This is a genomic window from uncultured Hymenobacter sp. (genome assembly GCF_964242765.1).
Taxonomy (GTDB): domain Bacteria; phylum Bacteroidota; class Bacteroidia; order Cytophagales; family Hymenobacteraceae; genus Hymenobacter.
This window is the reverse complement of the sequence record NZ_CAXTBM010000043.1, coordinates 13,874-38,628: the sequence shown is the minus strand read 5'-3', so window position 1 is coordinate 38,628 and position 24,755 is coordinate 13,874. Positions and strand designations below refer to the sequence as shown.

Below are 24,755 nucleotides of genomic sequence, written 5' to 3'. Positions count from 1 at the left end.
GAGCAGCAATGCAGCATAGGCTGTATCTGTTTGCTTGTAACTGCCGCTATGATTAATGACAAATAATGCTCGAATAATTCGAATCGGGGTACTTTATCAGGGCGCCTATCTAAGAACATGGGAGAGGCAAGCGCTTCGTGCTATCTCGCTGCTTGCTAATACTTCATTGGAAGTATTGATTGAAATCGATTCAATAAATGAACAGGTGGTGCGACCCGCACAAGCCGGTAGCTTGCTGTGGCGCCGTTACATAAAGTGGTTCTACCGGCCTTTGGCGCTCAAGCAAACCACTGCCGCTAGTGAATTTCTTCTTAACGTGCCAACAATTGCTTGCACTCCTCAGCAACAAGCTGTTGGAAGGCAGTTGGATAAAGCAACTATTGCTGCTATAAGTAAGTATCAACTCGACTTTATTTTAAGCTTCACCGACAAACCTATTAATAGTTTGGTTGCCAAACTGGCTCGTTGGGGTGTCTGGTACTTTCAGCTTGGAGCACAAGACAACAGGCCGGATTTGCCGATTACTTTTTGGGAGACATCCACTCATAAGATCGTAACTCCTGCGGCTCTGTGTCAACTTGCAGGTTCAGGAGAAACTACGATATTGAAGCAGGGATTCTTTCGTACGCTGTTGCATAGCCTGTCGCAGAGCGCTACTACCATTTACACGGAATGTGCCAACTGGCCTGCCGACATCTGCCGCCAGTTGCTTACCGGCAGCAAGTCAACGAACACAGCACCCCAGCCGCTGATTGGTGCCACCGACTTTCAACTACCTACTAACACAGCTGCGCTGCGCTTTCTAGCTCACTTAGCAAAGCAGAAGATTCAACATCTATACAACGTATATCTGCAGGCCGATCAATGGAATATGGGAGTTGTAGACCGGCCCATACAAGACTTCCTGCACCCCGAAACCCTGAGTGGAGCCAAGATAGATGCTCCTGTGCTTCCGAGCCGAAACGTGTTCTATGCCGACTGTTTCGCTCGGCAAGAACAGTCAGGCACTGTAATATACTTTGAAGCATACGATTATCGGGTGCGACGCGGCAACATCTCACGACTCAACTATCCGTGGCAGCAGGGCAGCGTTCCTGAGTTGGTTTTAGACTTTCCCTTTCACTTATCATATCCATTTCTTTTTGGTCCCTACTGTATTCCAGAAGCTTGGGTTACCAATTGCATCCGCATGTATGATTTGCGAGAGCCTGTTACAAACCATACTACGGGTCAGCTCCTGCTTGAAGCGCCAGCCGTTGACTCCACCTTGCTGGAGTACGATGGTCGTTACTGGCTCTTCTACACCCGCATGGATCGGGACCCCATGCTGAACCTGTACATTTCCTACGCCGAGAGCCTAGACGGTCCCTGGCACGAGCACCCTCAAAACCCAGTCAAGACCGATATTCGTAGTGCACGTCCAGCCGGTCCATTTTTCAAGGAGGGCAGTAAGCTTTACCGTCCTGCTCAGGACTGCGCCAAAGACTATGGGTACGGCATCACCATCAATGAGGTACTTACACTTACCACAACCGAGTATGCCGAACGGGAAGCGTCCGTTTTAACTTCGCCGCATCTCGCTTATCCTGATGGCCTACATACTATAACCGCGGTTGATGCGGCGCATACTATAATTGATTTTAAGCGTCGGCGCTTTATTCCTTTCGCTACTTTACTGGCTCTGTGGATCTGGTTATCAGGTTTTATTCAGTTCAAAAAGAAACCACAAATCACTAAGTCTGATCAGCCAGCACCAGAAGTGGAAATTGCCAGCTCAGCCCATTAATATAGTAACCGCAACAGTGAGGCGCCTAGGTTAGCTTATTCTTCGACCCGTAATAATGTAATGCTTGCAGAAGAAATGCTTGAAAGGATACATCTGTTGCTTTAACTCCTTCGGTAGGCTTGTTTTTAAGCGTGCCAGATAAAGCAATTGTATTGGATACACCAACAAGGCAACTGGCAAATACACTAGGTCTTTTGTATAAGAAGAAGTGTATTCTATTTTCTCAATTGCTACGCCATTTTTACGCAGAAGTCGGCAAAGCTCTTGAACAGGTACATTCTCAGTTAATTCCTCTGTGTCATCATAGATTGGTCTAAACATTCGATACCTGCCAAAAAACAAATAAGCTATCCGATCAATAATAGTAGCTGAATTATCATTTGTGACAATAAAAGTTCCACCTGGTTTCAGGCGAGATGCGCAATTACTGATAAAGGATAAAGTATTACTGAACATCATTACGCCGCTAATGGAAGTAATGAGGTCGAATTGCAACTGATTGGGTAAAGTGAAATTCTTTGTCAAGTCCATTTCAACAAAAGAGATGTCTTGGCTCTTTTTTGATGGAGGAAAGAGGTCAGCTCCCCACAAATCTGCTGCTGGAAATAATTTCCGCAAGTAAGTTAAAAACTCCAGGTTGCCACATGGAAGATCGAGCGCCTGAATAGCACCATCTTTAGGAAACCTATTTGCAAGATCGGCTAAAATAGTATAATTAACATCCTTCTGCGTTTGGCCCCGTGCTACAACAAAGTCAGCAGGGAGAGTAGCTTTTGGATTCATGATTACAAGTAAAAATTAGGTTGCTAGATACTAATAATAATACTAGCGCGAAAATATTAAACTTTACAAGGGCGAACTCCTCGCCCTTGTAAAGTTTAATATTTAAGCTAAGATAAGCATAGTACAGAGTTACGCTATTAAGAGTTTATCACAATGCTCTCAAAGTTTCGCATAACCTTTTCTATCGAGAGATAATTTTCGGCATAAGTACGGGCGTTTTTAGTGAGCCGTTGATTATCCTCATCAATGGCTTTGTACAGCCCTTCATTTAAGGCTTGCTGGTTTTCAGCTTCTACTAGTAAGCCCATCTGATATTTGTTTAGGAGTGAATATAAGCCCGATCCTTCGTTTGCAGTTACCACAGCCAAACCACCTACAGCTAATATGGTAGTCAGTTTAGATGGCATTACTAAGTCCCCAGCTGTTCCTTTCTGAATGACTAGATGGATGTCAGCCATATTCAAAAATCGGTTGAACTTTTCGAATGGTTGCAAAGGCAGGAATACAACATTCTGCAACTGTAAATTGTCCGCCATATATTGCAGCTTCTCTTTGTAGGGTCCTGAGCCACAGATTACGAATTTTACAGATTGTCTGCCTTCAAAACTCTTAGCAGCATGTAGAATATATTCTAAACCTTGCTTCTCACCAATTGCACCCGAATACAGAACGATTGTATCGTTTGCATTAAAGCCAAACTGTTCCTTTAAGCCGATCTTATTATCAATAGGAAAAAAAAGAGCATTATCAGTCCAATTCGGGAATAATAAGACCTCCTTTTGCGCTTTGGATTGTATCTTCTTTATCATATCCTCCGAAATACTGCTAATATGATCGGCTTGATTGAAGATAAATTTCTCTACTTTAAATAAAATATTGATTACACCTTTAGATCGAATCATATTTAAATCTCTTGCAGCTTCAATCTGCAAGTCTTGGATATGATAAGTGAATTTAGCTTTCGAAATCTTTTTACATGCTACTCCTAATAATCCAAATTGGAAGGAAGGAGCAACAGTAATAACTGTATCAAATTTATTGGTGATAAGTAGTTGAATAAGCTTTAGCGAAGCAGTCAAAGAAAAAGACATATCCAGTAGCATCCGCTTCAAGCCGGAAGGAACGGAAGGCACATACATCGGACACCTGTGAACTTGTAATGTTCCTCCGGAAGAAAGAGTCATAGTTTCCGTCTTGAAGCTATATCTACTATTATAATAAGAAGCATCTACCTTCCATTGAGGATAGTAAGGGTAGGCAGTAATTACATCACATTGGTAGTTGTTTTTAGCCAACCAAGCCATCATTTCTCCACTGTATTTACCGATACCTGTGGGCTCAGGAGAAAAGTTATATCCAATAAGCAATATCCTTTTCTTCATGCTGCGAGGCAAATGGTCCGAGCTAAACGTATACTTCTCAAGTGCGCTCATTTAAGTATTTCGCGCTTACGAATATAAACTGCTGGATTTCCAGCATAGATTCCCCATGCATCCAAGTTCTTAGTAGCCACAGAATGCACTGTAAGAATAGAGTGAGATTCGCAACGTACGCCAGGGCACACCACTGATTGAGCACCTATCCACACTCCATCCCCCAAGCTGATTTTGCCTAATTTATATGGAAAGCTGCTGACTTTGTAGTCATGGTTGCCAGTGAGAAGCATCGCTCCTTGTGAAAGAGTGACATTATTGCCTATCGTAACATTTTCTAAGTTATCTATCCAAACAGATTCTCCTATCCAGCAATTTTTACCAATCGTGAGGCGCCAAGGGTTCTTAATTCGCACTTTATTCTTGATTATCAACCCTTCGCCTACCTGCGCTCCAAACAATATCAGCAACGACCGTTTGAGCTTATAAGGCCACGGAAAGAAGCTATCCATGACCAAGTAGTTGAAAAAAAACCAAATCAGTACTTTAAGCTTGGGTCCGGCTACGTACCCCTTCGTATCAAATTTAGATAAATCGGTCTGCAACATACAACAACTTTATCTTGGTTGATTTTTGAGGGCAATCCATAGAATTTTGTACACATAAATTCCTATAATAACGCCGGTTACATTCAATAATATATCATCAATATCAGGGACGCCAATTTTAAGAATAAATTGAATAAATTCAATAAAAAAACTTATTAAAAAGCCAACAGCAATTATTTTCTTCTTGGTATATATACCAAAGATGTTAACTAAGAAAAAAGCTAAGGGAACAAAAATGATAATGTTGCCGAGTAAATTAGCAACATTGTTCTCTAAGCCTATTAAATCTGACCGTCTAAAAGATTGGATAGTATGTTTAATAGGAACCAGATTTACAAGCTTGTTACTCCAAACAAGAGATTGTCTTCTGCGAGAGAAAAAAACTATATAAGTTAATAATCCTGTGTAGGAAAAAAATAATATAGTTCTTATATGTTTCATTAAAGGATAAAATTTCGCAGTTTTTAATGGGAAATGGCGTAAAGACATTAAGGATACTTATTGTGATATTAAAGTTTTATAGTAGTCTGTATACTGCTTGGTAAGAAGATTTTTGTTGAAATCATGAGAGATAATAGCTGGTGCGTTTTCATGAATAAATTTGCGTTTATCCGACTCTCTATACGCCAATTCCAAATCTGCCGCTACTTGGTTAATGTCTTGTATGTTGGTTATCCAGCCTAGCTGTTTACCAGCCACATAACTAGATAAGCCTACATTCTTACCCAAGAATACAGGGGTTCCGACCGATAAAGATTCAATTACTACGACAGCGAAATTCTCGTTGTGTGATGTAAGGGCAAATAGGTCTATTTCAGAATAAAACTCCATTTTCTGAACGTTATCCTTCCAACCTACCCACTCTATCTTGTTGGCATTGCCGCATTCTAAGGCCAAGTTTTTCAAGCTGTTGACATAGTCCTCCTCGCCAGTGCCAGCTACCTGAAGCTTATAACTGAAAGATACCTTTGACAAAGCTTTAATTAATATATCTAAACCTTTTTTAGGATCTATTCTGGATATAAAGCCCACAGTGAAAACGCTGTTTGCCTCTTTTTTTTCTGGAGACTTTATATTATCAAGTTCCACCAGATTGGGTATAATGGCTCCTGCCCATTCATCTTTTAAGATAAGCTGGCTCTCATCCCACTCCATAGGTGTTGACACGTGCAGGAAAGTGTTTTTAAGCAACGACTTGCCTACTACTGTTTGTAGAATTTGCTTCTTAATTTTGTTGTTTGTGGTTAATATGTAATCGCAAAACATTCCGTGAGGTGAAAGAATAGGCTTTATACCTCGCATACGGCAAACAGCCGCCGCGGCCACGATAGCAGGGCTCCACCACGAATGAAGATGAACTACATCAAAATCTTTGACGGTTTGAAATATCTTATTCCAGAATCCTGGCGATAAATGAGAATTGCCTTTCGTGTATCTTTTAAAATAATATACTTTAACGCCATCAACTATCACCTCTTCGCCAGTCTTAACATCTAAATCTTCTTTACCATTGGCAGTGGTTGTGTACACCGTTACGTCGTGGCCGTTTCGAACTAGTGATTCAGCTAATAAATATACAACGGCCATTAGGCCTCCATATATATAGGCGGGTTTGTAAACAGGAATTATGAAAAGTATTTTCATGTTTAATGTGCTGGATCACTTATATCCGCTATTTCTTTTGTGCATGTTATATAAATTTTCTCTATTTGATCTAAGAGATTTTTAGAGTCAAATCTCTTAGCGTTGAGAATGCCTGCTTCCACCGCACGACTTCGATCTGAGGGCGAAAGGGTGAGTACTTGCTGGAGCAATTGAGCAACCTCATCGGCCCAAGGAGCAATCTTTGCCGCAGTAGTAGGTCGGCGAGGAGCCAGAAAGCCGGCGTCCCCTACCACCTCAGTCATAGGAGCTTCATTGGTTGTGATGACTAAACATCCTGAAGCCATAGCCTCGGCAATAGGCCAACCAAAGCCTTCGGCAAGTGAGGGAAAAACAAATACAGAAGCCCCTGCATACGCTAACTGCACAAATTCGTCGGGGATATTCGTGAGAAAGTGAATGTCCTTTCGGTAGGCCGACTGCTCATGCATCTGCTCTAAGGCCAATGTTGGGGACTCGCCTATCAACAGGAGTGGAAGCGTGCCGCTGCTGTTCTTGCGCCACGCATTGTAAATCTCAATAACCCCAGTTCGGTTCTTATACCACTGATTGCCGCCGATATGCAGGAGGTAGCCAGCAGTTAAGTCTATGCCTGTTTGCTTGGTTAATGATGTACGGGCTTCCACTAAATCTACGGGACTGAACTTTTGATTCAGGGCATTGTAAACCGTCTCAGATGAGATAGGAGCTGAAGGCAAGAAGTGAGCAAGGTCTTGCTGCGTCTTGCGGGAAACAGAAATGAAGTGCTTGGCTTTTGAATAGCCCTGCCGAATAAACTTCTGATATTGCCGCCCAGACCAGCCCGTTGGGTTTTCGGGAATTGCTCCCAGCGCAGACCACTGCGCTAGAAAATCATGGCAGTGGACTACATGGGGTCGATTGGCTACCAGGGGTACCCATGGCCCCAAGGCATGATCTGTGAACACGAAGAGAGTGTCAGACGCATAGGTAGGTAAGCGTTTGCGTACGGCACTAGGAAACGTGATGAATTGATCGGCGTAATGCAGCCACTTTCGAAAAGCTTTCGGAGCAGGCAAGCGCGAAACTTTTGCTTGGGGCGAGATTACTTCTACACTGTGCCCTCGATCCTTCATTCCTTCGGCCAGCATTCTTGCAAAACGAGGCATGCTTTGATGACCGAGGAAATCGGGATGTGCAAAGAAAACTATATTCACGACGCTGATTTTTGTGTAATACTAGTGCCACAATGTGGCCAGACAAGTCTAAATCAGCTTGTGCGAACCACACGCTTTTGCGGAGCGCTTCGTAAAGAGGCAATTAGCAACCCTGCTATTAAGGTGCTGAAACCTAATGCAGTTGGCTGCGCCCATTGGCCCTGCGGAATCATTAGCAGGCCATAGCTTAATAGAATCCAGGGCAGAAAGTCGCCTACACTGAGCTTTTCGTAGCAAGCAAAGGCAACTTTTACACAGAAGCCTACTCGAAGGAAAATTACAATTATACCAAACAAAGGACCCATCTCGCCAATCAAACGTGCCCACTCTTCTTCTGCTATTAGAAACTGGGTACCGCCGCTTAGTAGCATACTTCCTACATTCGTGCCCATTCCAATGCCATACCCAAAGAAGGGGGTGTTAGAGGAGCCAGTAAGAGCTGCAAACATGCCACCCAGATACCGGTTACCAATGGTGCCTTCTAGACCACCTTCGGTTTCGCTGGCGCTGGTGAAGCGTGAGAGAAAAGCTTCAGTAGCATTCTGAAAAAAGGTAGCTTGACTCAGAACAGCCAACGCTATTACCATAGCGAAACCAATCGGAATGATCTTAGATAGGTACTGAGGTTTCCTGGCAACCGCTGCTAGCGTAAATATCATGGTTACGCCTACGCCAAACAGCAATGAGCGACTTATGGACATAGGTATAGCAGCAAGCAATCCTGCTGTAGCAGCAATTAATACCAAGCGGTTCATGTTTTGTGAGTTCAACCAAAAGTAGAACACAAAGCACCCGACAAACATAAAAAACTGCGTGTTGCCAGAAGTAAATGAGAAGGTGCCAGGAGGACGGAAATAATTTAAGGCGCCGCTGTAGCCGGCGCCAGCCATATCCCCCCCTACTCCACGGTTCACCCAAGCAGATTGCGGGCTGTAAAACTGTAGGGCAATGAGCACCGTCATCGGAATAGCTATCCAAAGCGTCACCTTGCCTAGCTTCACTACATCCTCGCGGTTGAAGATGCGGCCAATCACGAATACCATGGGGAAGTGCAGCAAGAGAATACGAGCCCCATATATAGCTACTGCAACGTTGCCATGACCAACCAAGACAGCCGTGAAGGTTGATAGGATGCCAATCAGCATCATCCCGATCATGTAGGGATTAGCAGGAAGTAGGCCACGTTGCCAGGTAAGGATCAGCATCCATACAACCAACGGGTCACGAATAATAAGGAGTGGAGTTGCTAAACCTGGTAAAAACCATTTGCGCAATGCTCCCTCAAAAATTAAGAGTAGAAAGTAAGCCCAAACCCCTTGCTTGAGCAAGCGGTTTGGGTCTTTTGCTTCATTTTTTCGCCGCTCCAACACGGCCCTTGGCTCCGGGCGAACTGCTATAATGTTGGTAGTGGACACTGTGAAAATTGCTTAAATAAAACAATAACTATTGCGCCTCTAGGCTTTTCTTCTTTGAGTTTGTGCTCACCTCTTCGCCATAGCCATAGCCATATCCGTAACCGTAATTGCCGCTGTGCTCCTTCTTAGCATCATTTAGCACGATCATCGGGTGATTCAAGCGCTTGTTCTGATAGATAGAGTCTATTATCTCGATCTGCTTCTTATAGGTGAAGCCATAGCGAAGCAAGTAGATCGTCGAGTCTACTAATGGGCTCAAGCTGAACGCATCGGAAACCTGGCCTATTGGAGCGGTATCGATGATAATATGATCGAAAATGTCCTTGAGCTCATTGATAAGATGAGCGAGTTTAGCAGACATCATCAACTCAGCAGGATTGGGAGGCAGTGGTCCCGAGCTTATTACAAATAGATCCGGCGCTTTCTCCGAAGTCCGGATAATTTCGTTGATTGTAATAGTATCTGACGTTAGATAGTTGGTGATGCCCACGTTATCGTTTAAGCCTAGTCTAGAAGACAGCGTAGGCTTACGAAGATCTAGTTCAAGCAAAACCACTTTCTTCCCTGTCAGGGCTAAGCTCGCGCCGAGGTTGATGCTAAAGAAGGTCTTGCCCTCGCCACCCATACTCGAGGTAATGAGCATCACTTTATTCTCTTTGCCGATAGCTGCAAAGTGCAGGTTAGCACGCACAAGCCGGAACATCTCCACAATCGGCCTACGGCTGTCTTTGTTTACTACCACCGCATTACGAGCGCTGCGCGAGTTGTGGCAGATTTCGCCAAGGATAGGAGTAGCAGTTGCTTTCTCGACATCGAGGCGGCTCTGAACCTTGTCGTTCAGCATATTTCTGAGGAAGATACCAGCAAAGGGTATTCCTAGGCCAGCGAGTAGAGCAATCAGATAGATGTTCTGCGGATTAGGGCTGATGGGGTAGGGGGTACTTACCGCGCGGTCAATTACGCGAGTATTAGAAACTGTAGCAGCCAAAGCTAGAGCAACTTCTTCGCGCTTCTGCAAGAGGAAGAGATAAAGGTTCTGCTTTACTGCCTGCTGTCTGTTTATTTCCAGCAGTTCTCTCTCCATCAAAGGCACCCGCTTGATCTTAGACTGGAAATTCCCGGAGTTCTGCTTTAAGTTATTACTAGTAATAACTAAGCCCCGCTTGATGTTGCGCAGGTTTTCTAGAATATTCCGCCGCAAATTGGCCAATTGTTCGTTGATACCTATTACAACAGGGTTCTCGGCTGTGTTTGTACGCAACTGCTTCTCACGCTCTAGTTGCAAATCGTTGAAAGAGGTTATCAATCCCTGCAAAGTAGGATCTTGAATGCCAAGATTACTAGGTACCGTTTTGTATTCGGATGCACTAGAAGACATGTACTGCTCGATGGACTCCAACACCTCGATTTGAGTAGCCCACTCCGAAAGCTGCCTGTTATAATCGCTAGCTTGGGATAAGTAATTTGAAGCTTGCGTAGTAACATCTGCTACACCGTTCTGACTCTTGTATTGCTGCACATTCTTTTCAGCGCCAGAGAGTTCTGCCGTGATATACTTCAAGCGTTCATCCAAGAAAGCAACTGTATTGGTCGCTTTTGCATTTTTGTCTTCGACAGATTCCTTCTCGTAGACTTCAATAATCTTATTGATAATATTCTCGCCTCTCTCAGGAATGGGATCAACTATACCCATTGTGATTACGCTAGCATTTTTAGCACTAGGTTTGATCTCAACGCGCGAGAAAAATACATCAGCCATATCTTTTAGCTGATGAAATTGAACGTTGATTTTTTTATTTGGCCCTTTCGTATTTGTGTAAAATGCAGGGCCAGGTGCTACTGTAAAAGAACCATATGGCCGAGTAATTTCCTGACCTAGCTGATAAACGTTAGTTTTTCCATCTGTATCAATCAGCTTGTACGAGTTATTACCTGTCAACAAGATTGAGAAAGCTGGATTAGGATATTTGGGGTTCATTTTTTTGGTAATGATCTGGACAGGCAAACCTTTACCATAAATTTCAACGTCGCGGATTCTTCCTTCAACTACATAGCTAATTGATAAGTGGAGTTCTCTTATTACCCGCTGCATCAAGGTCTTCGACTTCAGAACTTCCACTTCATCGTCCACGTTCTTAGACGATTTAAACAAATCGGGGTCATTAATCGCCATTGCGGAAGACGTCCCAGACTCTGACCTCTCATCTTTTATCAGAATTAGGCTGCTTGTATAGTATTCAGGAACAGCGTAATACCGCAGATAGGTGTAGGCAATGCCTATAGCAATGACAGCTCCTAGTAGAAACCAATACCAGTAGCGCAGGTATTTTGAGAACATGGATTTTAAATCCATTGCCTCAGTTCTTTCCGAAGAAAGAGGGAACAACTCTTGATTATTCATATTCTTAAAGCTCAGTTTGAAGGTTATCGAGTAGCGGCTTATCTAAATACTATAAATGACAATACACTAATTAGAGAGGCTATAGTGGCAATCACTGGTAAGTAGTAATTGCTGGCGCTAGCCTGCAATCCTCTTGCTTTTTCAGCCTCAACATAAACGATATCATTCTGCTGTAAGTAGTAGTAAGGTGAGTTCAAGCTTTCTTTATTGCTTAGGTCGATTCGTGCGGTATTTCTAACACCATTCTTTTCCCGAATGATCAGTACGTTGGTTCTCTTACCATAAATCGTCATGTCACCGGCTAAGCCAAGCGCTTCAACTATATTGATTCGCTCGGTGCGAACATCAATAGTCGCGGGGTGGTTCACCTCACCAACAACAGTCACTTTGAAATTCAGAAACCTAATGTTGATAATCGGGTTCTTGACATACTGGCTGATTTTCGTCGTCAGGAGCTGAATGGCTTCTGTTTTGGTTAAACCAGCTAGTTTCAAAGTGCCTAAAACAGGGTAATTTATTGAACCTGTTCTATCTACTAGATATCCATCGTTTAATTTCTCCCCAGAGCCTGCGCTACCGCCAGGAGATTGCAACATGCCATTATTAAACAAAACATTTGATTCTGGATTCAGACTGCTTAATGTGATGTTTAATAAATCGTCTGGTTGAATTACTGGCTCTGCTTTGTTTGTAATAGTTGTTGTGTAAGTTTCTGACTCTTTTAAATTGCCAAAATACGTCAAGCTTCTACCAGCACCACAGGAACTAAAAAAGAGTAATACAATAAAATATTGAAAATTCCTTCGCATTTTTAAATCTTTGAAAAGTGTGGTCGATTTAGGTGAATATGAGTAAATCATTAGTGATTGTAAAAATCAATGATCTATATGCTTGAATTAGGTGCTAATGTACTTGATTTTGCTAAACTTATCATAGCTCAACTCATTTAAAGCCGAGCTTGGTAAGCGTCAACTAAGTTGTAAATCAATCAGTTACTGCTAATTTAGGCTCCAGAGTAGGTTGCGTTTCTGAATGCCTTTCGGCGACTTCCCAGCCCCTTGTATGTTTTAGGCAAAGCTAGATAGCATTTACGTGACTAAGTAGACTGATTATACCTACTGTCGAAGGTCATCAAATAAGATGCCTAACTCAAATGCAGAGGATGATGCCAATAGGAAGAGCGGATATACTTGGCATAGTAGCAACCGCTTAGCACTTACTTGCTGCAATCGTACAGCCTAGAAAACATGATTGTTGCTTCGAAACACTTGCAGCACAGTCATCAACACAATCTTTAAGTCGAGCCAGAACGACCAGTTTTCAAGGTAGTAGATGTCAGCATTGACGCGGTTTTCCATTGCTGCAATTTCCTTGGTTTCGCCCCGGTGCCCTGATACCTGCGCCAAGCCAGTAATACCGGGCAAGATCAAATGCCGGTCCATGAAGTTATCAATAACCTTGGAGTAGTCTTCGGTGTGCCGGAGCATATGCGGACGTGGTCCAACCACTGACATCTCGCCTTTTAATACATTAATGAACTGCGGTAGCTCATCAAGACTAGTCTTGCGCAAGAAGGCACCTAGCTTGGTGATGCGACTATCTCCTCTGAAGGCTTGCTTCAAATCGGCGTCAGCATTGGTACGCATACTTCTAAACTTCAAGCAATAGAAGGCTTTACCATTTTTCCCAGTACGAAGTTGCTTGAAAAATACTGGACCCTGCGATTCTAGCTTGATGAGCAGTGCAATTATAGGAATCAACCAGCTTAGCACTAGGATTGCTACGATTGCAGCAAACAAGTAGTCAAAGGCTCGCTTCGTAGACGAAACTTGTACAGCTAATTTGCGGGATGATTTATAAGGGGTGTGGGTTGTGGACTTCCGCGGGCCTAAGGTTGGCGCTTGGCTCCACTTAAGTTGTAAGGTCGATTGCTGTTGCATGAATCCAATATAATATGTATTAGTCACAAAATTATCATGGAAATCTCTGTTTGCAAACATTAAATCCAAATTATTTAAGGAATACTGATAAAATATAATTTTTATAGAATTTTCATGTCATCTTTAAATGAGACTATTTTATGTCATTTAAGTTAACATTGAGACCCAACCAGTTGGTCTTTGATTTAGGTAGTAAGCATTAGATCAAGTAGTAGCGTAAAAACAGGTGCTTTATGCAATCGGTTGAATAGATAATCATGGATTCAGCTAATTCCACTTACTCGTGATACTGCCTATTATCAAACTGTGTTTGCGTCTTAATACGAATCCGTAAATGTTCATAAATCAATTTTTGCTAACGAGAGCGTTAGTGGTCTCACTCATCAAAATTGCTTAATGAATAGGACCAGTTTAGCAGTAAAAAGAAGCGGACTCTCTAGTCAAGAGAGTCCGCTTCTTTCTGCTGCTAAACTGGTTGCTAGAACTCGAGAATGGCGCCCTCAATTACATCACAAGCTTCATGTAGCTGTTCTTCGTTGATAACCAAGGGTGGCGCAAACCGAATGATGTCGCCGTGGGTAGGCTTGGCGAGTACGCCACGCTCCATCAGGGTCACACAAAGGTCCCAAGCGGTACGACCATCAGCAGTAGGTTTTATCACTATGGCATTAAGTAAGCCTTTCCCACGTACCAATTCCACTACCTCAGGACGTTTGGCCTGCACCCGGCGCATACGCTCCCGGAATACTTCGCCTAGCACGCGAGCGTTCTGGATCAGCTTTTCGTCGAGAAGCACATCCAGCGCTGCCCGTAACACCACACTTGCCAGTGGGTTGCCACCGAATGTGGAGCCGTGCTGCCCAGGCTGGATGGTGAGCATAATTTCGTTGCGGGCCAGCACTGCTGACACTGGCAGCACGCCCCCGCTCAACGCTTTGCCCAGAATCAGAATATCGGCGTGTACGCCCTCGTAGCAGACGGCCAGCAACTCACCCGTACGACCTAGGCCAGTTTGTATCTCGTCGGCGATGAAAAGCACCTTATGGGCTTTGCAAATGGCAGCTGCCTTGGCTAGGTAGCCTTCCGATGGCACTACCACACCAGCCTCGCCTTGGATGGGTTCTACCAGAAAAGCACACACGTGTGGGTCTTGCACAGCTTCTTCCAGGGTCGCTAGGTCGTCGTAGGGTACTACTTGGTAGCCAGGTGTATAGGGGCCGAACCCGCCCGTAGAATCGGGGTCGGTGCTGAAGGAAATAATGCCGGTGGTACGGCCGTGGAAGTTATGTTCAGCCACTACAATGCGGGCTTGGTTGGGGGCAATACCTTTCTCTTGATACCCCCACTTACGGGCGAGCTTAAGCGCCGTTTCTACGGCTTCAGCTCCCGAGTTCATCAGCAAGGCCTTGTCGTAATTAAACAACTCGCAAAGCTGCTTCTCGGCTGCACCTAGTTGATCGTTGAAAAAGGCGCGCGACGTAAGCGTGAGCCGCTGAGCTTGCTCGGTAAGAGCCCCAATGATGCGTGGGTGGCAATGGCCCTGGTTGACAGCTGAATATGCGGACAGGAAATCGTAGTAGTGCTTGCCGTCTACGTCCCAAAGGTGGACCCCTTCGCCCCGGTTTAGCACTACGGGTAATGGGTGATAGTTGTGGGCTCCGTATTGGTCTTCCAGCGCCATAAGCTGCTGGCTGCGGCTGTGCGTATCGATGGTGGGGTGAAGAGACATAGCAAAAAGAATGGGGGATGGGGAAGGTTAAAGCACTGTAAGTCAACCCTACGTAAAAAGACCTGTCTTGATTGTAGGCCGGTGCTACAAGCTCGACTATAACAAGTTAGCTGCTGGTGCTCGTATGAACTTGCAAAATGCTGAATAGTAATTCCTTGTACGGTTGAGCTTGAAGCTAAACACACTACTCGCACCCAAGCTTAATCCTTATGGCTACTCGCTCTTATTTCCGACGTCACCCTATTGTAACCTTATTCGCGTTGGTACTACTACTCCTGGCTGGAATATTGGGGTGGGTGTATGTGAAAAACGACAAAGGCAAAGGGCTGATACCCACACTTGCTGACAAAGGCAAAGAATTGTTGCCCACGCTAGAAAACACGTCTCTTGCTGTCAGCAGCATGAAGGGTGACTCGGTGAAAGCCCAGGTGAAGCTAGATGTGCGCAACAACATGCCCATCACCTTGCGCATCGATAGTTTCCGTTATCAAACCCGTCTTGATGGGGAATTGCTAACGCAAGGAGTGAAAAACACTCCTACCGTGCTGCGCGAAGATTCTATCAGCCACCTGCAACTACCATTGGCTTTGGATCTGAGCAAGGTGAAAAACAAGCTCCAAGCCAGCCAACAGGATAGCGTGGATGTGCAGCTATCGATGGACTTGTATACCAAGCTGCCCATAGCTGGTACCAAAAAGATACCGGTCACGCTCACCAAGCGCATTTTCATGCCGAAGATGCCAACGCTGGAAAACGTTTCGTTCTCGGTGAACAACATCACTCCCGATCATGTGTACGCCCAGATGGTGACGGACATACAAAACCACATGCCCATTACGCTCCGCATAGATAGTCTAAACTATCAGACTCGCGTAGATGGTCAGCTACTGGCCAGTGGCAACAAACGTAAGCCTACAGTGCTGAAAGAGAAAGGCTTGAGTCACATGCAGATTCCAGTCACGATGGATTTAAGCAAAATAAAGAACGCCGTCAAAACCAGCCAGCAGGACTGCGTGGACGTGAAGATGGTGATGAACTTGTACGCCCGGCTGCCCATGGCAGAGGGCACGCAGAAGATTCCGGTGAACGTGACCAAGCGGGTGTACGTCCCCAAACTCCCCAAAATTGAAGTAGGTGACATAGACGTGGAGCACCTCGGCCTCAAAAACGGGGAAGCTATTGTCAACCTTGAAATCACCAACTACAATCCCTTTCCTGTTATCATCCGTCGGGTTTCGTACGATTTTCGGGTTAGCGACGACATGCAGGTGCAAGGAGTGGAAGAAAAAGACGTTTCGTTTAAAAACCGTGGCACGGAGATAATGCCAATTCGGGTGAAGTTCGAGCCGAAAGGGCTGCCGAAAGTGGGCTACAAAACCATCTTTAGGGCCAAGCAAACTCCTTACTACTTGAAAGGCTCAGTGGTGGTAGCCGCAGGTGAAAACAACCCCAAGGACATGACCATGCGCTTTAATAGCACTGGTACGCTAAAGGAGTTGAAAAACATTCCTAAGTCTAAATAGAGATTTAACTTCAAAGAAGCAGAGGTCAGTAGAGCTTAGTCCACAGGCGCGGCCAGACGAGTGTTATCTTGCCAAGCCCAAGGCAATTAGTGGTATTTTTACTTGTGTATTTAGTATACCTCTATTTCGCCCTCAGCAAACCAATTTATGGTAGTTGCTCCTATTGCCCAAGCCTTTCTGAACTCACCCTTGGGCATCATTAGCCTGCAAGGCATAGATGCCGGGCTTACTACCGTACAGTTCTTGGATGAGCCTCGGCCGGAAACTCCAGCTTCCACAGTACCCGATTGTTTGCGCGAAGCACACCGACAAGTGACAGCCTATTTCAATCGGGAGTTGCGCGATTTTCATCTGGTGTATGCTGTAACGCAGGGCACTGATTTTCAGCGCCGTGTGTGGTCCACTCTGCCTGCCATCGGGTTCGGCCGTACGGCTTCTTACTTGGACTTGGCTCGCCAGCTAGGAAACCCCGGCGCCGTGCGGGCCGTGGGCGCCGCCAATGGGCAAAATCCCTTGGGGTTGGTTTGGCCTTGTCACCGCATCATCGGAGCGAATGGGCAGCTAACGGGTTATGCCGGTGGCTTGTGGCGCAAAAAATGGCTGTTAGCATTCGAGCAGCCAACCGCGCAAGGAAGCTTATGGTAAGAGCAGGAACCGTAGTTCGCTAATTCACCGCTTTCACCAGCTTCAGTAGCTCTTGATATAGCACGTTGTCCTTCCAGTACAGCTGCAAGACCATGGGAATGTGCTTTTTGCCGGGTAGCACGGTAAATTGCGGCGGCCGGCCTAGTTCGGTTAACTTCTGTTGAAACTTGCGGCTGCTGTTGCGGATGGAGGGGTAGGTTTCACTTCCAATAAAGATAAGAAAGGGCGGCGTAGCGGCCGTGAGGTGGTACAACGCCGAAACGTCTTTCCACACCTCGGGCTGCTTGCCGTACGGAACTAGGTACTGAGCGTCGCCGGGGTATTCGAGTTTGGTGAGGTAGTCGAACATATCGAGGCCGGCGGGGTCGTCGAGGAGGGCGCCACGGACAGGATTGGTGGCGAGGCCGCGCCGCGCGAACAGGCGGTTGTCGGCGGCGAGCAGGGCGGCAAGGCCGGCACCGGCCGAGTGGCCCATCAGGAATACCCGTTGCGAGTCGCCACCGTATTCTTGGATGTGTTCGGTGGTCCAGATAACGGCGCGAGTGCAGTCGTCGGCCATGGCGGGCGCTTCCACTTTCGGGGAAAGCCGATAGTTGATAACAACGGCTACCACGCCCTGTTTGGCCAAGCGCCGCCCAATAAAAGAGTAGAAGTTCTTGTTGCCGCTGTTCCAACTGCCCCCATGAATGAAAATCACCACCGGATACGGCTTGGTGGCTTTACGCTTAGGAGCGTACACGTCTAGAAGATGCCGCTCGGCGTCATAGGCTGGGTCGGTAGCAGGCACGTAGGCTACATCCTGAGTGCGGCGGCTGGGGCGGGCGGTGGCATATTCGTTGGCCACTAACAGCAGCAGGGGCAGCAAGAATAGGGTAGGTAATGCCAGCCAGCAGCGGGGTACACGCATGGAACAGGATAAATCAATTGTCTGGAAAGAAAAACACTAGGGCGCAGCTTGTACGCGCATTGAAAGCGCCACCAGCGGGAGCGTGACACTTACGCACAGGCCACTGGTTTAGGATGGTAGCAACGGCAAAAAGTGGCGGGTGCCTTCTCATTTCGGGGGGAAGGCACGAAGGCTGTGGGAGCGTACGTTATATTTGCTGGAAGCCAGCTGGCCCCAGCCAGCTTCTTCTCCTACATTTTATTCCTTTAATACGTCAATGAAATACTTGATTTGCCTGCTCTTGGGCTTTAGTACCTTACTGGCACTGCCAGCGCAGGCCCAGCGCAAAACCAAAGTAAAAGTGAAAGGGGAAACCGCCGTTAGCGCAGCCAACCGCCTGCAACCGCTGTTTGGTGGCATCTCGCAGGCGCAGGCACAAACCCTGGTAGGAGCCGCTTTCTTGGCCGATATAGAGCGCAGCTTTTCCTCGAAGGCCGAGGCCAGCCGGTTTTTCTCGACTAAAGGTTACGAGTACCTAACCGAGGGCAAGCCCGACACCGCTATTTACCGCTTCAACCTAGCGTGGCTGCTCGACCCCAAAAACGCCGACGCATACCGCGGCTTGGGTGTAGTGGCTAGCCGCAACCCCACCCCCGACGAGTCTATCAGCTTGCTTACGCAGGGCCTGGCCCTAGCTCCTAATGATGCCCTAATGCTGGGCGATTTGGGCAGCAGCTACCTTATTCGCTACGAGCAAACCAAGAAGAAGAAAGACCTCACCACTGGCTATGAGTATCTGCAACGTGCCGTTACTGCTGACCCTAAGAATGCTGTAGCCTGGCAGCAACTGGCACGAGTGTATTACTTACAGGAAGACTATGCTAAAGCCTGGGATGCTGCTCACAAGGGCGGCGACCTGAGCATGAACAGTATCGACTTCAACTTCCTCAGTGAGCTGATGGCCAAAATGCCTGATCCGTTAGGCAAATTCAAATAAAGAGCAGTAGCTGTACTGAACAACTATTGCCGTTCGCTAGGTGCCGCCTACTAATCTTATAGCGTTATTTCCAGTAAAAGTCGTTTCATTGAAACGGTTGTTGTTCCGACGCAGGAAGCTGAGTTTAATTCTTAAACGTCTTTCCTCGGATTCCTCCTGCGTCGGAACAACAACCGTTCTAGCGGATAGAGGCGAAGAAACGCTTCCGAAACATGATGCAGTTGTTTCGTTTAGCGAATCTTCTCATCGGCTCCTTACTCGTCACTTTCCTACCAATCTAGCTCGGCTGTCCTGCGTTGCCAGTGGCTTAGCTTGTTCACTTAACCTTATTGCGTGAAGCATTTTCTGCTGATTTCCTCTTTCGCGACCGGTGTGCTGCTGGCGCATTCCGTTGCGGCCCAAGAAGGCCCAGAGCGCCGTCGCCGCCACTACAACGCACAGGCACGAGCGTATTATCGGGGGCCGGTGCGCTTCACGGTGGGCGGTGGGGTTGGCTTATACAGCGGCGACTTAGGCGGATTATCCGAAAATTTTCCGGGCGGCAGTGTTAGTCTAGGGCTACTCTACCTTCTTCGCCCACACTTGGTTATTGGGGCTGAGGGTTCCTATTTTGAAACGGGAGCCAAAGACCAATTGCCGGAACGAGGGTTAGCCTTCAAAGGGCAGAACATAAGCGGCGTTACCTTTCTGCGCTACGAACTGATACGGGATGAAAGCCAGTTTGCCAGCCCAAAACGAGGCGCAGCCCTCGTGAAGCCTTATCTGAAGGCAGGTGTGGGCCTCTTGCTTTACAATCCTAATGCGTATATCGGTACTACCCGCGCCAACCAGAACACCGTTTTCCTCGCGCCAGAGCGTAATGATTACCCCGCTTTGGCCGTAGTGGCTCCTGTTGGACTTGGTGTGGTCTTACGCCTTAGCCCGAAGCTCAATGCCACCGTTGAGGGCGCCTATTATTTCACTACCAGCGACCACCTCGACGATATCAGCCAACGCGCAAACCCCAGCCAGAAAGACGGCTACGCTTTAGCTGAACTAAAGCTAGAGTACTCTCCGTGGGGTCGCTAAATTCCTGTTAGCGTGTACGTTGTGAGCGGCGGCTATGGAACATACCATCATATCATGCTCGCTTACGCCAAGCTCTTGTTGTTCAAACAGTCCAAACAAAACCAGCAGCCAGCGCAACAAAAAAGGCCCGTCAGAATGACGGGCCTTTTTTGTTGTGACGGAACCTCCGGCCACTAGTAGTTCATCTATTGCTTGACAAAGCGCTGGTGGAACACTTTCTGCCCATCGGAAACGGTGAGCGTGTAGATACCTTTCGCCAACGACGACACGTTCAATTGACCGCCTTCTACTTGTGCGCCAATCACCTGCACGCCGCGCAAGTCGGTTACGCTCACTGCTACCGCCGCCCCGTTGCCGGGCATGGCGATGCGCAGCACGTCAGTAGCGGGGTTCGGGTACACCTCTAGGCGTTGCGCACTGCCTTGATTCATCAAGCCCATGTTGCTATCACTTTTCACGACGCCTTCTTCCACCAGAGCCGCGCCACCGGAAATTGTGATGCTGTAGTCTTCGGTTTCGCCGTAGCTATAGGTGCCGCAGCTGCTAGTAGCCGAGGCATCACTCATGACCACCCGCAGGCGGGTCTTGCCGTTCTTGGCCGTGGTAGGCACTGTGAAATTGCCGCTGAGCGTGGCAGCGCTGCTGCTGCTGCCACTCACGATGGTTTCGCCACTGTCGATGAAGTCACCGTCTTGGTTGTAATCGATATAGATTCTCCAGTACTCAGGATATGCCGTAGACGCAAAACCGGCCGAGAAGCTGATGGTCTGGGCCGAGCCGGCCGCTACGGTGGTGCCTAGGGCAGTGCCATCGTAATAGCCCGCATCTTTGCTGGAAGTGCGGTTGATGGTACCGAGGCGGACCAAGTCAATCCACTCAAAGTTGGTGTTCGAACCCTTGCTGGTGCAATACCCGGCTGTGGTAGGCGGCGGGGTGGTGCCACCGGCGGCCGCGCCTACGCCCACAGCGTACCACGCGTTGGTTACGGCCGTTACCTGCGTCGAACCGGCTCCGTAAAGGTCCGTGGCTGCTTGAATGGAGTATGTCCGAGCGGCAGCGTAATTAGACGAAGCCGTTAGGTACACGCTTTCCGTGCGGTAAGCAACCTTGGCGGCGGCATCGATGCCAATGCCCGTTACGCTGTAGGAGCTACCGATGTCGTTGGTGCCGGTTTTGCCCACGCTCAGGATGTAGAACCAGTGGTTGAGCACACCGCTGTTGGTGTGCACGCCGCCGTTGTCGCCGGTGCCAGCGTACCAGCTAGTGCCTTTGTAGGTGTCGGGTTGGCCTTCCGCATTGGGGTCGCTCATCGAACGTAGGGAAGGCCGTACTTTGTCGATGTCTTCCCCAATCAGCCAAGTTGCTTTGTTTGGCGCCTTATAGAACTCAACGGCCGCGCCCCAGATATCCGAGAAGCCCTCGTTTAGCGCGCCCGATTCGTTGGAGTACGTGAGGTTAGCGGTGCTCGAGCATACCGCGTGCCCGACTTCGTGGGCGCATACGTCCAGAGAGGTCAACGGGTCGAAGCGGGTGTAGCCGTCACCGTAGGTCATTACCGAGCCGTTCCAATAAGCGTTTTCGTAGCCTTTGCCGTCGCCGGGCGTGTCGTCGAAATGCACGTAGCTCCTGATTTTGGCGCCCGCATTGTTGTAGGAATTGCGGGCGTGCACGTTTTTCCAGTAGTCGTACACGGCCTGGGCGCCCCAGTGAGCATCGAGGGCAGCATTGTCGAAGTTGACGTTGGCGTACTCGGTCCAGTTGTTGTCGGCGTCAACAAAATCGACGGCGTTGGTGTAGCTGCTGCCCTTTTTGCAGTTGTACGTTTCGATGCCCTGGCCGCGGGTTGCCTCGCGGAGGTAGTACCCGCCAGTGGTTGTGCTGGTGGCACTGCTCTGGGTGCCAGCATATTTGGTGGCAAAAGTGCCCGTAGCAGCCGCGTGCTTGATGATGGCATCCTGCAAGACTATTTCGCCGGTCTGCGCATCCACGTAGATGTAGGCCCGACTAATGGGTGCCTTGGCGTATACATTGAACTTCCAGGCTAGCGTAGGTTTGCCATGCTGTTTTGCATTGTTGTTGCGCTCGTTGCGCACAATTACCAACTCGCCCTGGGGGCGGTAGGTGGCGGTGGGGTCGTTTTCCTGCTGTTGCAAGCCCGCTTCCTCAACGGCATCTTCCCACATGTATTGAGTGGCACCCACAAAAGCTAGTGCGTACCGCAGTGCGGCGTCGGCGTCTAGGGAGGGCGTTACTTTGAGACCCTCAATGTGCTCGACTTGCCCGCTCATGCTTTCCACCTTGCCTTGCTTGGCGTGCAACGTGTAAGCGGCGTGCTCTACTTTGACGCCCTTATAATACTGGCTGTACTTCTCGTGCACAAAACCCAAGTCGTCGGTTTCCGTGCTGCTACGCAGCATCTGGTCGTCGGAATTAAGTTGCAATTGCTCTACTAGTGCCTGCCGGGCTTGGCTCAACGCGTAGGTGGAAGCTTGCGAGCGAAACTGAATGAGAGCAGGAGTACCGTCCTCGGCTAAGAACTTTTGCGCCGCGCGGGTAGCTTCCTGGGCATACGCCGCCGAATAAGGCAATGCACCAAGCAGTAAGAGAGCAGCTACAGGGTATTTTTTGATCATAAAATTGAAAGTTGGTTGGATTAGGAAAGGAATGAAAACCTGCTGTTGGAAGGCAAGCAAGTGCCCAATTTAAAGAATTGTTAATATGGCAACGATTGCATTAAAAATATTACTAGCGAAAGAGTATATAATTTGAAATATACCAATAACATTAATTATAAAGTTTCTTGTCTAAGTATCATTAATGCGGTATTCAAGCTTAGTAAGGAGTGATTTCCTTAGTGCAAAAGCCATAGTTTTACACCATCTCCCTCACTGATCAATATGCAGCAAATTCATCCCTTATTGCAAAAACGCTGGAGCCTAGCCGGCCAACTCGCCGTAGTGACGGGTGCTTCCAAGGGCATAGGGGCCGCCGTGGCCGCCGAGCTATTAGCTTTTGGCGCGACAGTAGTGGCCGTGGCCCGGCAAGCTCCGGAACTGGAAGCGCAAGTTGCCAAGTGGCGTGCCACTGGCCTCGACGCCCACGCCGTAGCAGCCGATGTAAGCCAGGAAGTTGGTCGGCAGTTGGTGCTAGCGGCAGTTGCCCAGCTTGGGCCGGCGCTACACATTCTCGTTAATAATGTGGGCACCAACATCCGCAAGCCCACTACTGACTACATAGCCACCGAGTACCAGTATTTACTTGCTACCAACCTGGAATCAGCGTTTGGACTGTGCCAAAGCGCGTACCCGCAGTTGAAAGCGGCCGGCGGGGCCAGTGTTATCAACGTATCGTCGGTGGCGGGCCTTACGCATTTGCGCACCGGCGCTATTTACGGTATGACTAAAGCCGCACTCATTCAGCTTAGCCGCAATTTGGCTGTGGAGTGGGCGCCGGCTGGTATCCGGGTGAATGCCGTAGCGCCGTGGTATATCCAAACGCCCTTAGCCGCTACCGTCCTCGCCAACCCCGATTACCTGAAGCAGGTAGTGGACCGCACGCCGCTAGCCCGCGTTGGTGAGGCCGAAGAAGTGGCGGCCGCCGTTGCTTTTCTTTGTTTGCCCGCCGCCAGTTACATCACGGGCCAGTGCCTAAGCGTTGACGGAGGATTCACTATCAATGGCTTTTAATCACGACTTCGTCTGGAGTGAGCCTTTGCAAGAAATATAAGCCGGGTTCATATACTGCCAACACAAAAGGGCGCTCTTCAAAGCGCCCTTTTGTGTTGACGATGACTCCGTATCCCTACAATTCGAAATGTTTAGTTAAAGCCGTCATGCCGGCCGCATAGCGTGCAAATGAGTTTTCGGCAGTATCTAAGTACAGGAAAGGTTCAATAAGCTCTAGTGCCATAAGCAGAAACTCGCCATCAGTTTCCACGACATCGACGCGGGCATAGAGGCAGTTGGCGGCGAAGCGCTGCACGATGTCGTCGGCGGTGTGGCGCAGGGGAGCGGGGGCTTCTCGGGGCCCGATGCCGCCTAGGTAGTGTTGCACGCGGAAGTCGCCGGATCTGGGCGTTTTCAATACGCAGTGGCTATACCGGCCGCCTAAGTATATCAACGACCATTCGCCTTGGCTTTGAATCTGGGGTAGAAAAGGCTGGGCCAGAAAATCCTCGGTCAGTAGTAGCGTCGTCAGTTCTGAAGTGCGGCGCTGAGCTTCGGCCAAGTCAAGATCGAACGTGTTTTTGGCTCCACCACTCACTGCGGGTTTCAGTACTAGGCGGTCAGTGTTCAGCGCTTCAAACACTTGTTCGGCCTGAAAGCTAGTGCCGCGCGGGAGCCAGTGCGTAGGCACGATGCGCACCCCTTGCCGCTCCATATCGAGCAGATATTGCTTATCGGCGTTCCAGCGCACCGTCGAGACATGGTTAAGCATCCGAATTCCTTCCTGCTCCATGCGGTCCAGCCAAGCGTATAACTCCTGCACTCGGTCGAAGTAGTCCCACGGCGACTTCAATACTACCAGGTCATAGTTGGGCCAATTTACGGCCGGGTTGCTCTAGATGCGGGGCTCTACGTGGTGGCCCTGCGCCCGCAGGTAGCGCGTCAGCAGGCTGTCTTCGTCATCGATGTTGGGTGCTGCGTATTGCGCCAAGCTTTCGCAGGTAACAAGGGCTATGTTCATTGCGAGTTCCGCTGTTTTTCCGCGAAGTACAATGTTTTCAGCGGTGCAAACGCGTAGAACCCTTTTTAGGGTCTTTAT

Annotated in this window: 21 protein-coding genes; 6 read left to right on the top strand and 15 right to left on the bottom strand. The window is 48.1% G+C overall.

Going from position 1 to position 24,755, the window contains the following annotated elements; translation table 11 throughout:
* Positions 1-55 precede the first annotated feature (55 nt).
* Positions 56-1,786, top strand: a complete 1,731-nt coding sequence (locus ACFE7X_RS17175) for a hypothetical protein (protein WP_375436917.1) — start codon at positions 56-58, stop codon at positions 1,784-1,786.
* 30 nt (positions 1,787-1,816) lie between these two features.
* Here the strand turns inward: ACFE7X_RS17175 and ACFE7X_RS17170 are convergent, their stop codons facing one another.
* The 11 genes from ACFE7X_RS17170 to rocD all read right to left on the bottom strand — a co-directional run bounded on the left by ACFE7X_RS17170 (position 1,817) and on the right by rocD (position 14,872).
* Positions 1,817-2,569: a class I SAM-dependent methyltransferase gene (locus ACFE7X_RS17170; protein ID WP_375436916.1), complete on the bottom strand. Its 753-nt coding sequence runs from the start codon at positions 2,567-2,569 to the stop codon at positions 1,817-1,819.
* Between the two features lie 137 nt (positions 2,570-2,706).
* Entirely contained in the window at positions 2,707-3,951 is a 1,245-nt protein-coding gene (locus ACFE7X_RS17165) for a WcaI family glycosyltransferase (protein ID WP_375436915.1), read from the bottom strand.
* Positions 3,952-3,998: 47 nt separating this feature from the next.
* Positions 3,999-4,550, bottom strand: a complete 552-nt coding sequence (locus ACFE7X_RS17160; RefSeq protein ID WP_375436914.1) for a WcaF family extracellular polysaccharide biosynthesis acetyltransferase — start codon at positions 4,548-4,550, stop codon at positions 3,999-4,001.
* Positions 4,551-4,559: 9 nt separating this feature from the next.
* Positions 4,560-5,039, bottom strand: a complete 480-nt coding sequence (locus ACFE7X_RS17155) for a VanZ family protein (protein ID WP_375436913.1) — start codon at positions 5,037-5,039, stop codon at positions 4,560-4,562.
* 9 nt (positions 5,040-5,048) lie between these two features.
* Positions 5,049-6,194: an XrtY-associated glycosyltransferase XYAG1 gene (locus ACFE7X_RS17150; protein WP_375436912.1), complete on the bottom strand. Its 1,146-nt coding sequence runs from the start codon at positions 6,192-6,194 to the stop codon at positions 5,049-5,051.
* Positions 6,195-6,196: 2 nt separating this feature from the next.
* Positions 6,197-7,387, bottom strand: coding sequence for a glycosyltransferase (locus ACFE7X_RS17145; RefSeq protein ID WP_375436911.1), 1,191 nt, complete (start codon positions 7,385-7,387; stop codon positions 6,197-6,199).
* Positions 7,388-7,440: 53 nt separating this feature from the next.
* Complete coding sequence (locus ACFE7X_RS17140; RefSeq protein ID WP_375436910.1) at positions 7,441-8,802, bottom strand: hypothetical protein; 1,362 nt, start codon at positions 8,800-8,802, stop codon at positions 7,441-7,443.
* Positions 8,803-8,830: 28 nt separating this feature from the next.
* Positions 8,831-11,203, bottom strand: coding sequence for a GumC family protein (locus ACFE7X_RS17135; RefSeq protein ID WP_375436909.1), 2,373 nt, complete (start codon positions 11,201-11,203; stop codon positions 8,831-8,833).
* Positions 11,204-11,241: 38 nt separating this feature from the next.
* Complete coding sequence (locus tag ACFE7X_RS17130) at positions 11,242-12,063, bottom strand: polysaccharide biosynthesis/export family protein (protein ID WP_375436908.1); 822 nt, start codon at positions 12,061-12,063, stop codon at positions 11,242-11,244.
* A gap of 378 nt (positions 12,064-12,441) precedes the next feature.
* Positions 12,442-13,143: an exopolysaccharide biosynthesis polyprenyl glycosylphosphotransferase gene (locus tag ACFE7X_RS17125; protein ID WP_375436930.1), complete on the bottom strand. Its 702-nt coding sequence runs from the start codon at positions 13,141-13,143 to the stop codon at positions 12,442-12,444.
* Between the two features lie 478 nt (positions 13,144-13,621).
* The gene (gene rocD / locus ACFE7X_RS17120; protein WP_375436907.1) at positions 13,622-14,872 is read right to left on the bottom strand and encodes an ornithine--oxo-acid transaminase; all 1,251 of its coding nucleotides are present in this window, start codon (positions 14,870-14,872) and stop codon (positions 13,622-13,624) included.
* Between the two features lie 209 nt (positions 14,873-15,081).
* Between rocD and ACFE7X_RS17115 the strand changes: the two genes are divergently transcribed.
* Positions 15,082-16,395: an LEA type 2 family protein gene (locus ACFE7X_RS17115; RefSeq protein ID WP_375436906.1), complete on the top strand. Its 1,314-nt coding sequence runs from the start codon at positions 15,082-15,084 to the stop codon at positions 16,393-16,395.
* 147 nt (positions 16,396-16,542) lie between these two features.
* Positions 16,543-17,040, top strand: coding sequence for a methylated-DNA--[protein]-cysteine S-methyltransferase (locus ACFE7X_RS17110; RefSeq protein WP_375436905.1), 498 nt, complete (start codon positions 16,543-16,545; stop codon positions 17,038-17,040).
* Positions 17,041-17,059: 19 nt separating this feature from the next.
* Here ACFE7X_RS17110 and ACFE7X_RS17105 read toward each other — a convergent pair whose 3' ends face one another.
* The gene (locus tag ACFE7X_RS17105; RefSeq protein WP_375436904.1) at positions 17,060-17,947 is read right to left on the bottom strand and encodes an alpha/beta hydrolase; all 888 of its coding nucleotides are present in this window, start codon (positions 17,945-17,947) and stop codon (positions 17,060-17,062) included.
* A gap of 256 nt (positions 17,948-18,203) precedes the next feature.
* Between ACFE7X_RS17105 and ACFE7X_RS17100 the strand changes: the two genes are divergently transcribed.
* Complete coding sequence (locus tag ACFE7X_RS17100) at positions 18,204-18,923, top strand: tetratricopeptide repeat protein (protein WP_375436903.1); 720 nt, start codon at positions 18,204-18,206, stop codon at positions 18,921-18,923.
* 333 nt (positions 18,924-19,256) lie between these two features.
* Complete coding sequence (locus ACFE7X_RS17095; RefSeq protein ID WP_375436902.1) at positions 19,257-19,991, top strand: hypothetical protein; 735 nt, start codon at positions 19,257-19,259, stop codon at positions 19,989-19,991.
* A gap of 185 nt (positions 19,992-20,176) precedes the next feature.
* Here the strand turns inward: ACFE7X_RS17095 and ACFE7X_RS17090 are convergent, their stop codons facing one another.
* On the bottom strand, positions 20,177-22,624 hold the full coding sequence (locus tag ACFE7X_RS17090; RefSeq protein WP_375436901.1) for a M4 family metallopeptidase: 2,448 nt from the start codon (positions 22,622-22,624) through the stop codon (positions 20,177-20,179).
* A 264-nt stretch (positions 22,625-22,888) separates the two neighbouring features.
* Between ACFE7X_RS17090 and ACFE7X_RS17085 the strand changes: the two genes are divergently transcribed.
* Positions 22,889-23,677 (top strand): SDR family oxidoreductase, encoded by a 789-nt coding sequence (locus ACFE7X_RS17085; RefSeq protein ID WP_375436900.1) that lies wholly within the window; start codon positions 22,889-22,891, stop codon positions 23,675-23,677.
* A 115-nt stretch (positions 23,678-23,792) separates the two neighbouring features.
* On the opposite strand, the gene ACFE7X_RS17080 is transcribed toward ACFE7X_RS17085, so the two are convergent.
* Together ACFE7X_RS17080 and ACFE7X_RS17075 are read right to left on the bottom strand one after the other, a co-directional pair.
* Positions 23,793-24,509: a RimK family alpha-L-glutamate ligase gene (locus ACFE7X_RS17080; protein ID WP_375436899.1), complete on the bottom strand. Its 717-nt coding sequence runs from the start codon at positions 24,507-24,509 to the stop codon at positions 23,793-23,795.
* 42 nt (positions 24,510-24,551) lie between these two features.
* Positions 24,552-24,677 carry a hypothetical protein gene (locus tag ACFE7X_RS17075; protein ID WP_375436898.1) on the bottom strand — a complete coding sequence of 42 codons (126 nt, stop codon included), beginning with the start codon at positions 24,675-24,677 and terminating at the stop codon, positions 24,552-24,554.
* Positions 24,678-24,755 lie beyond the last annotated feature (78 nt).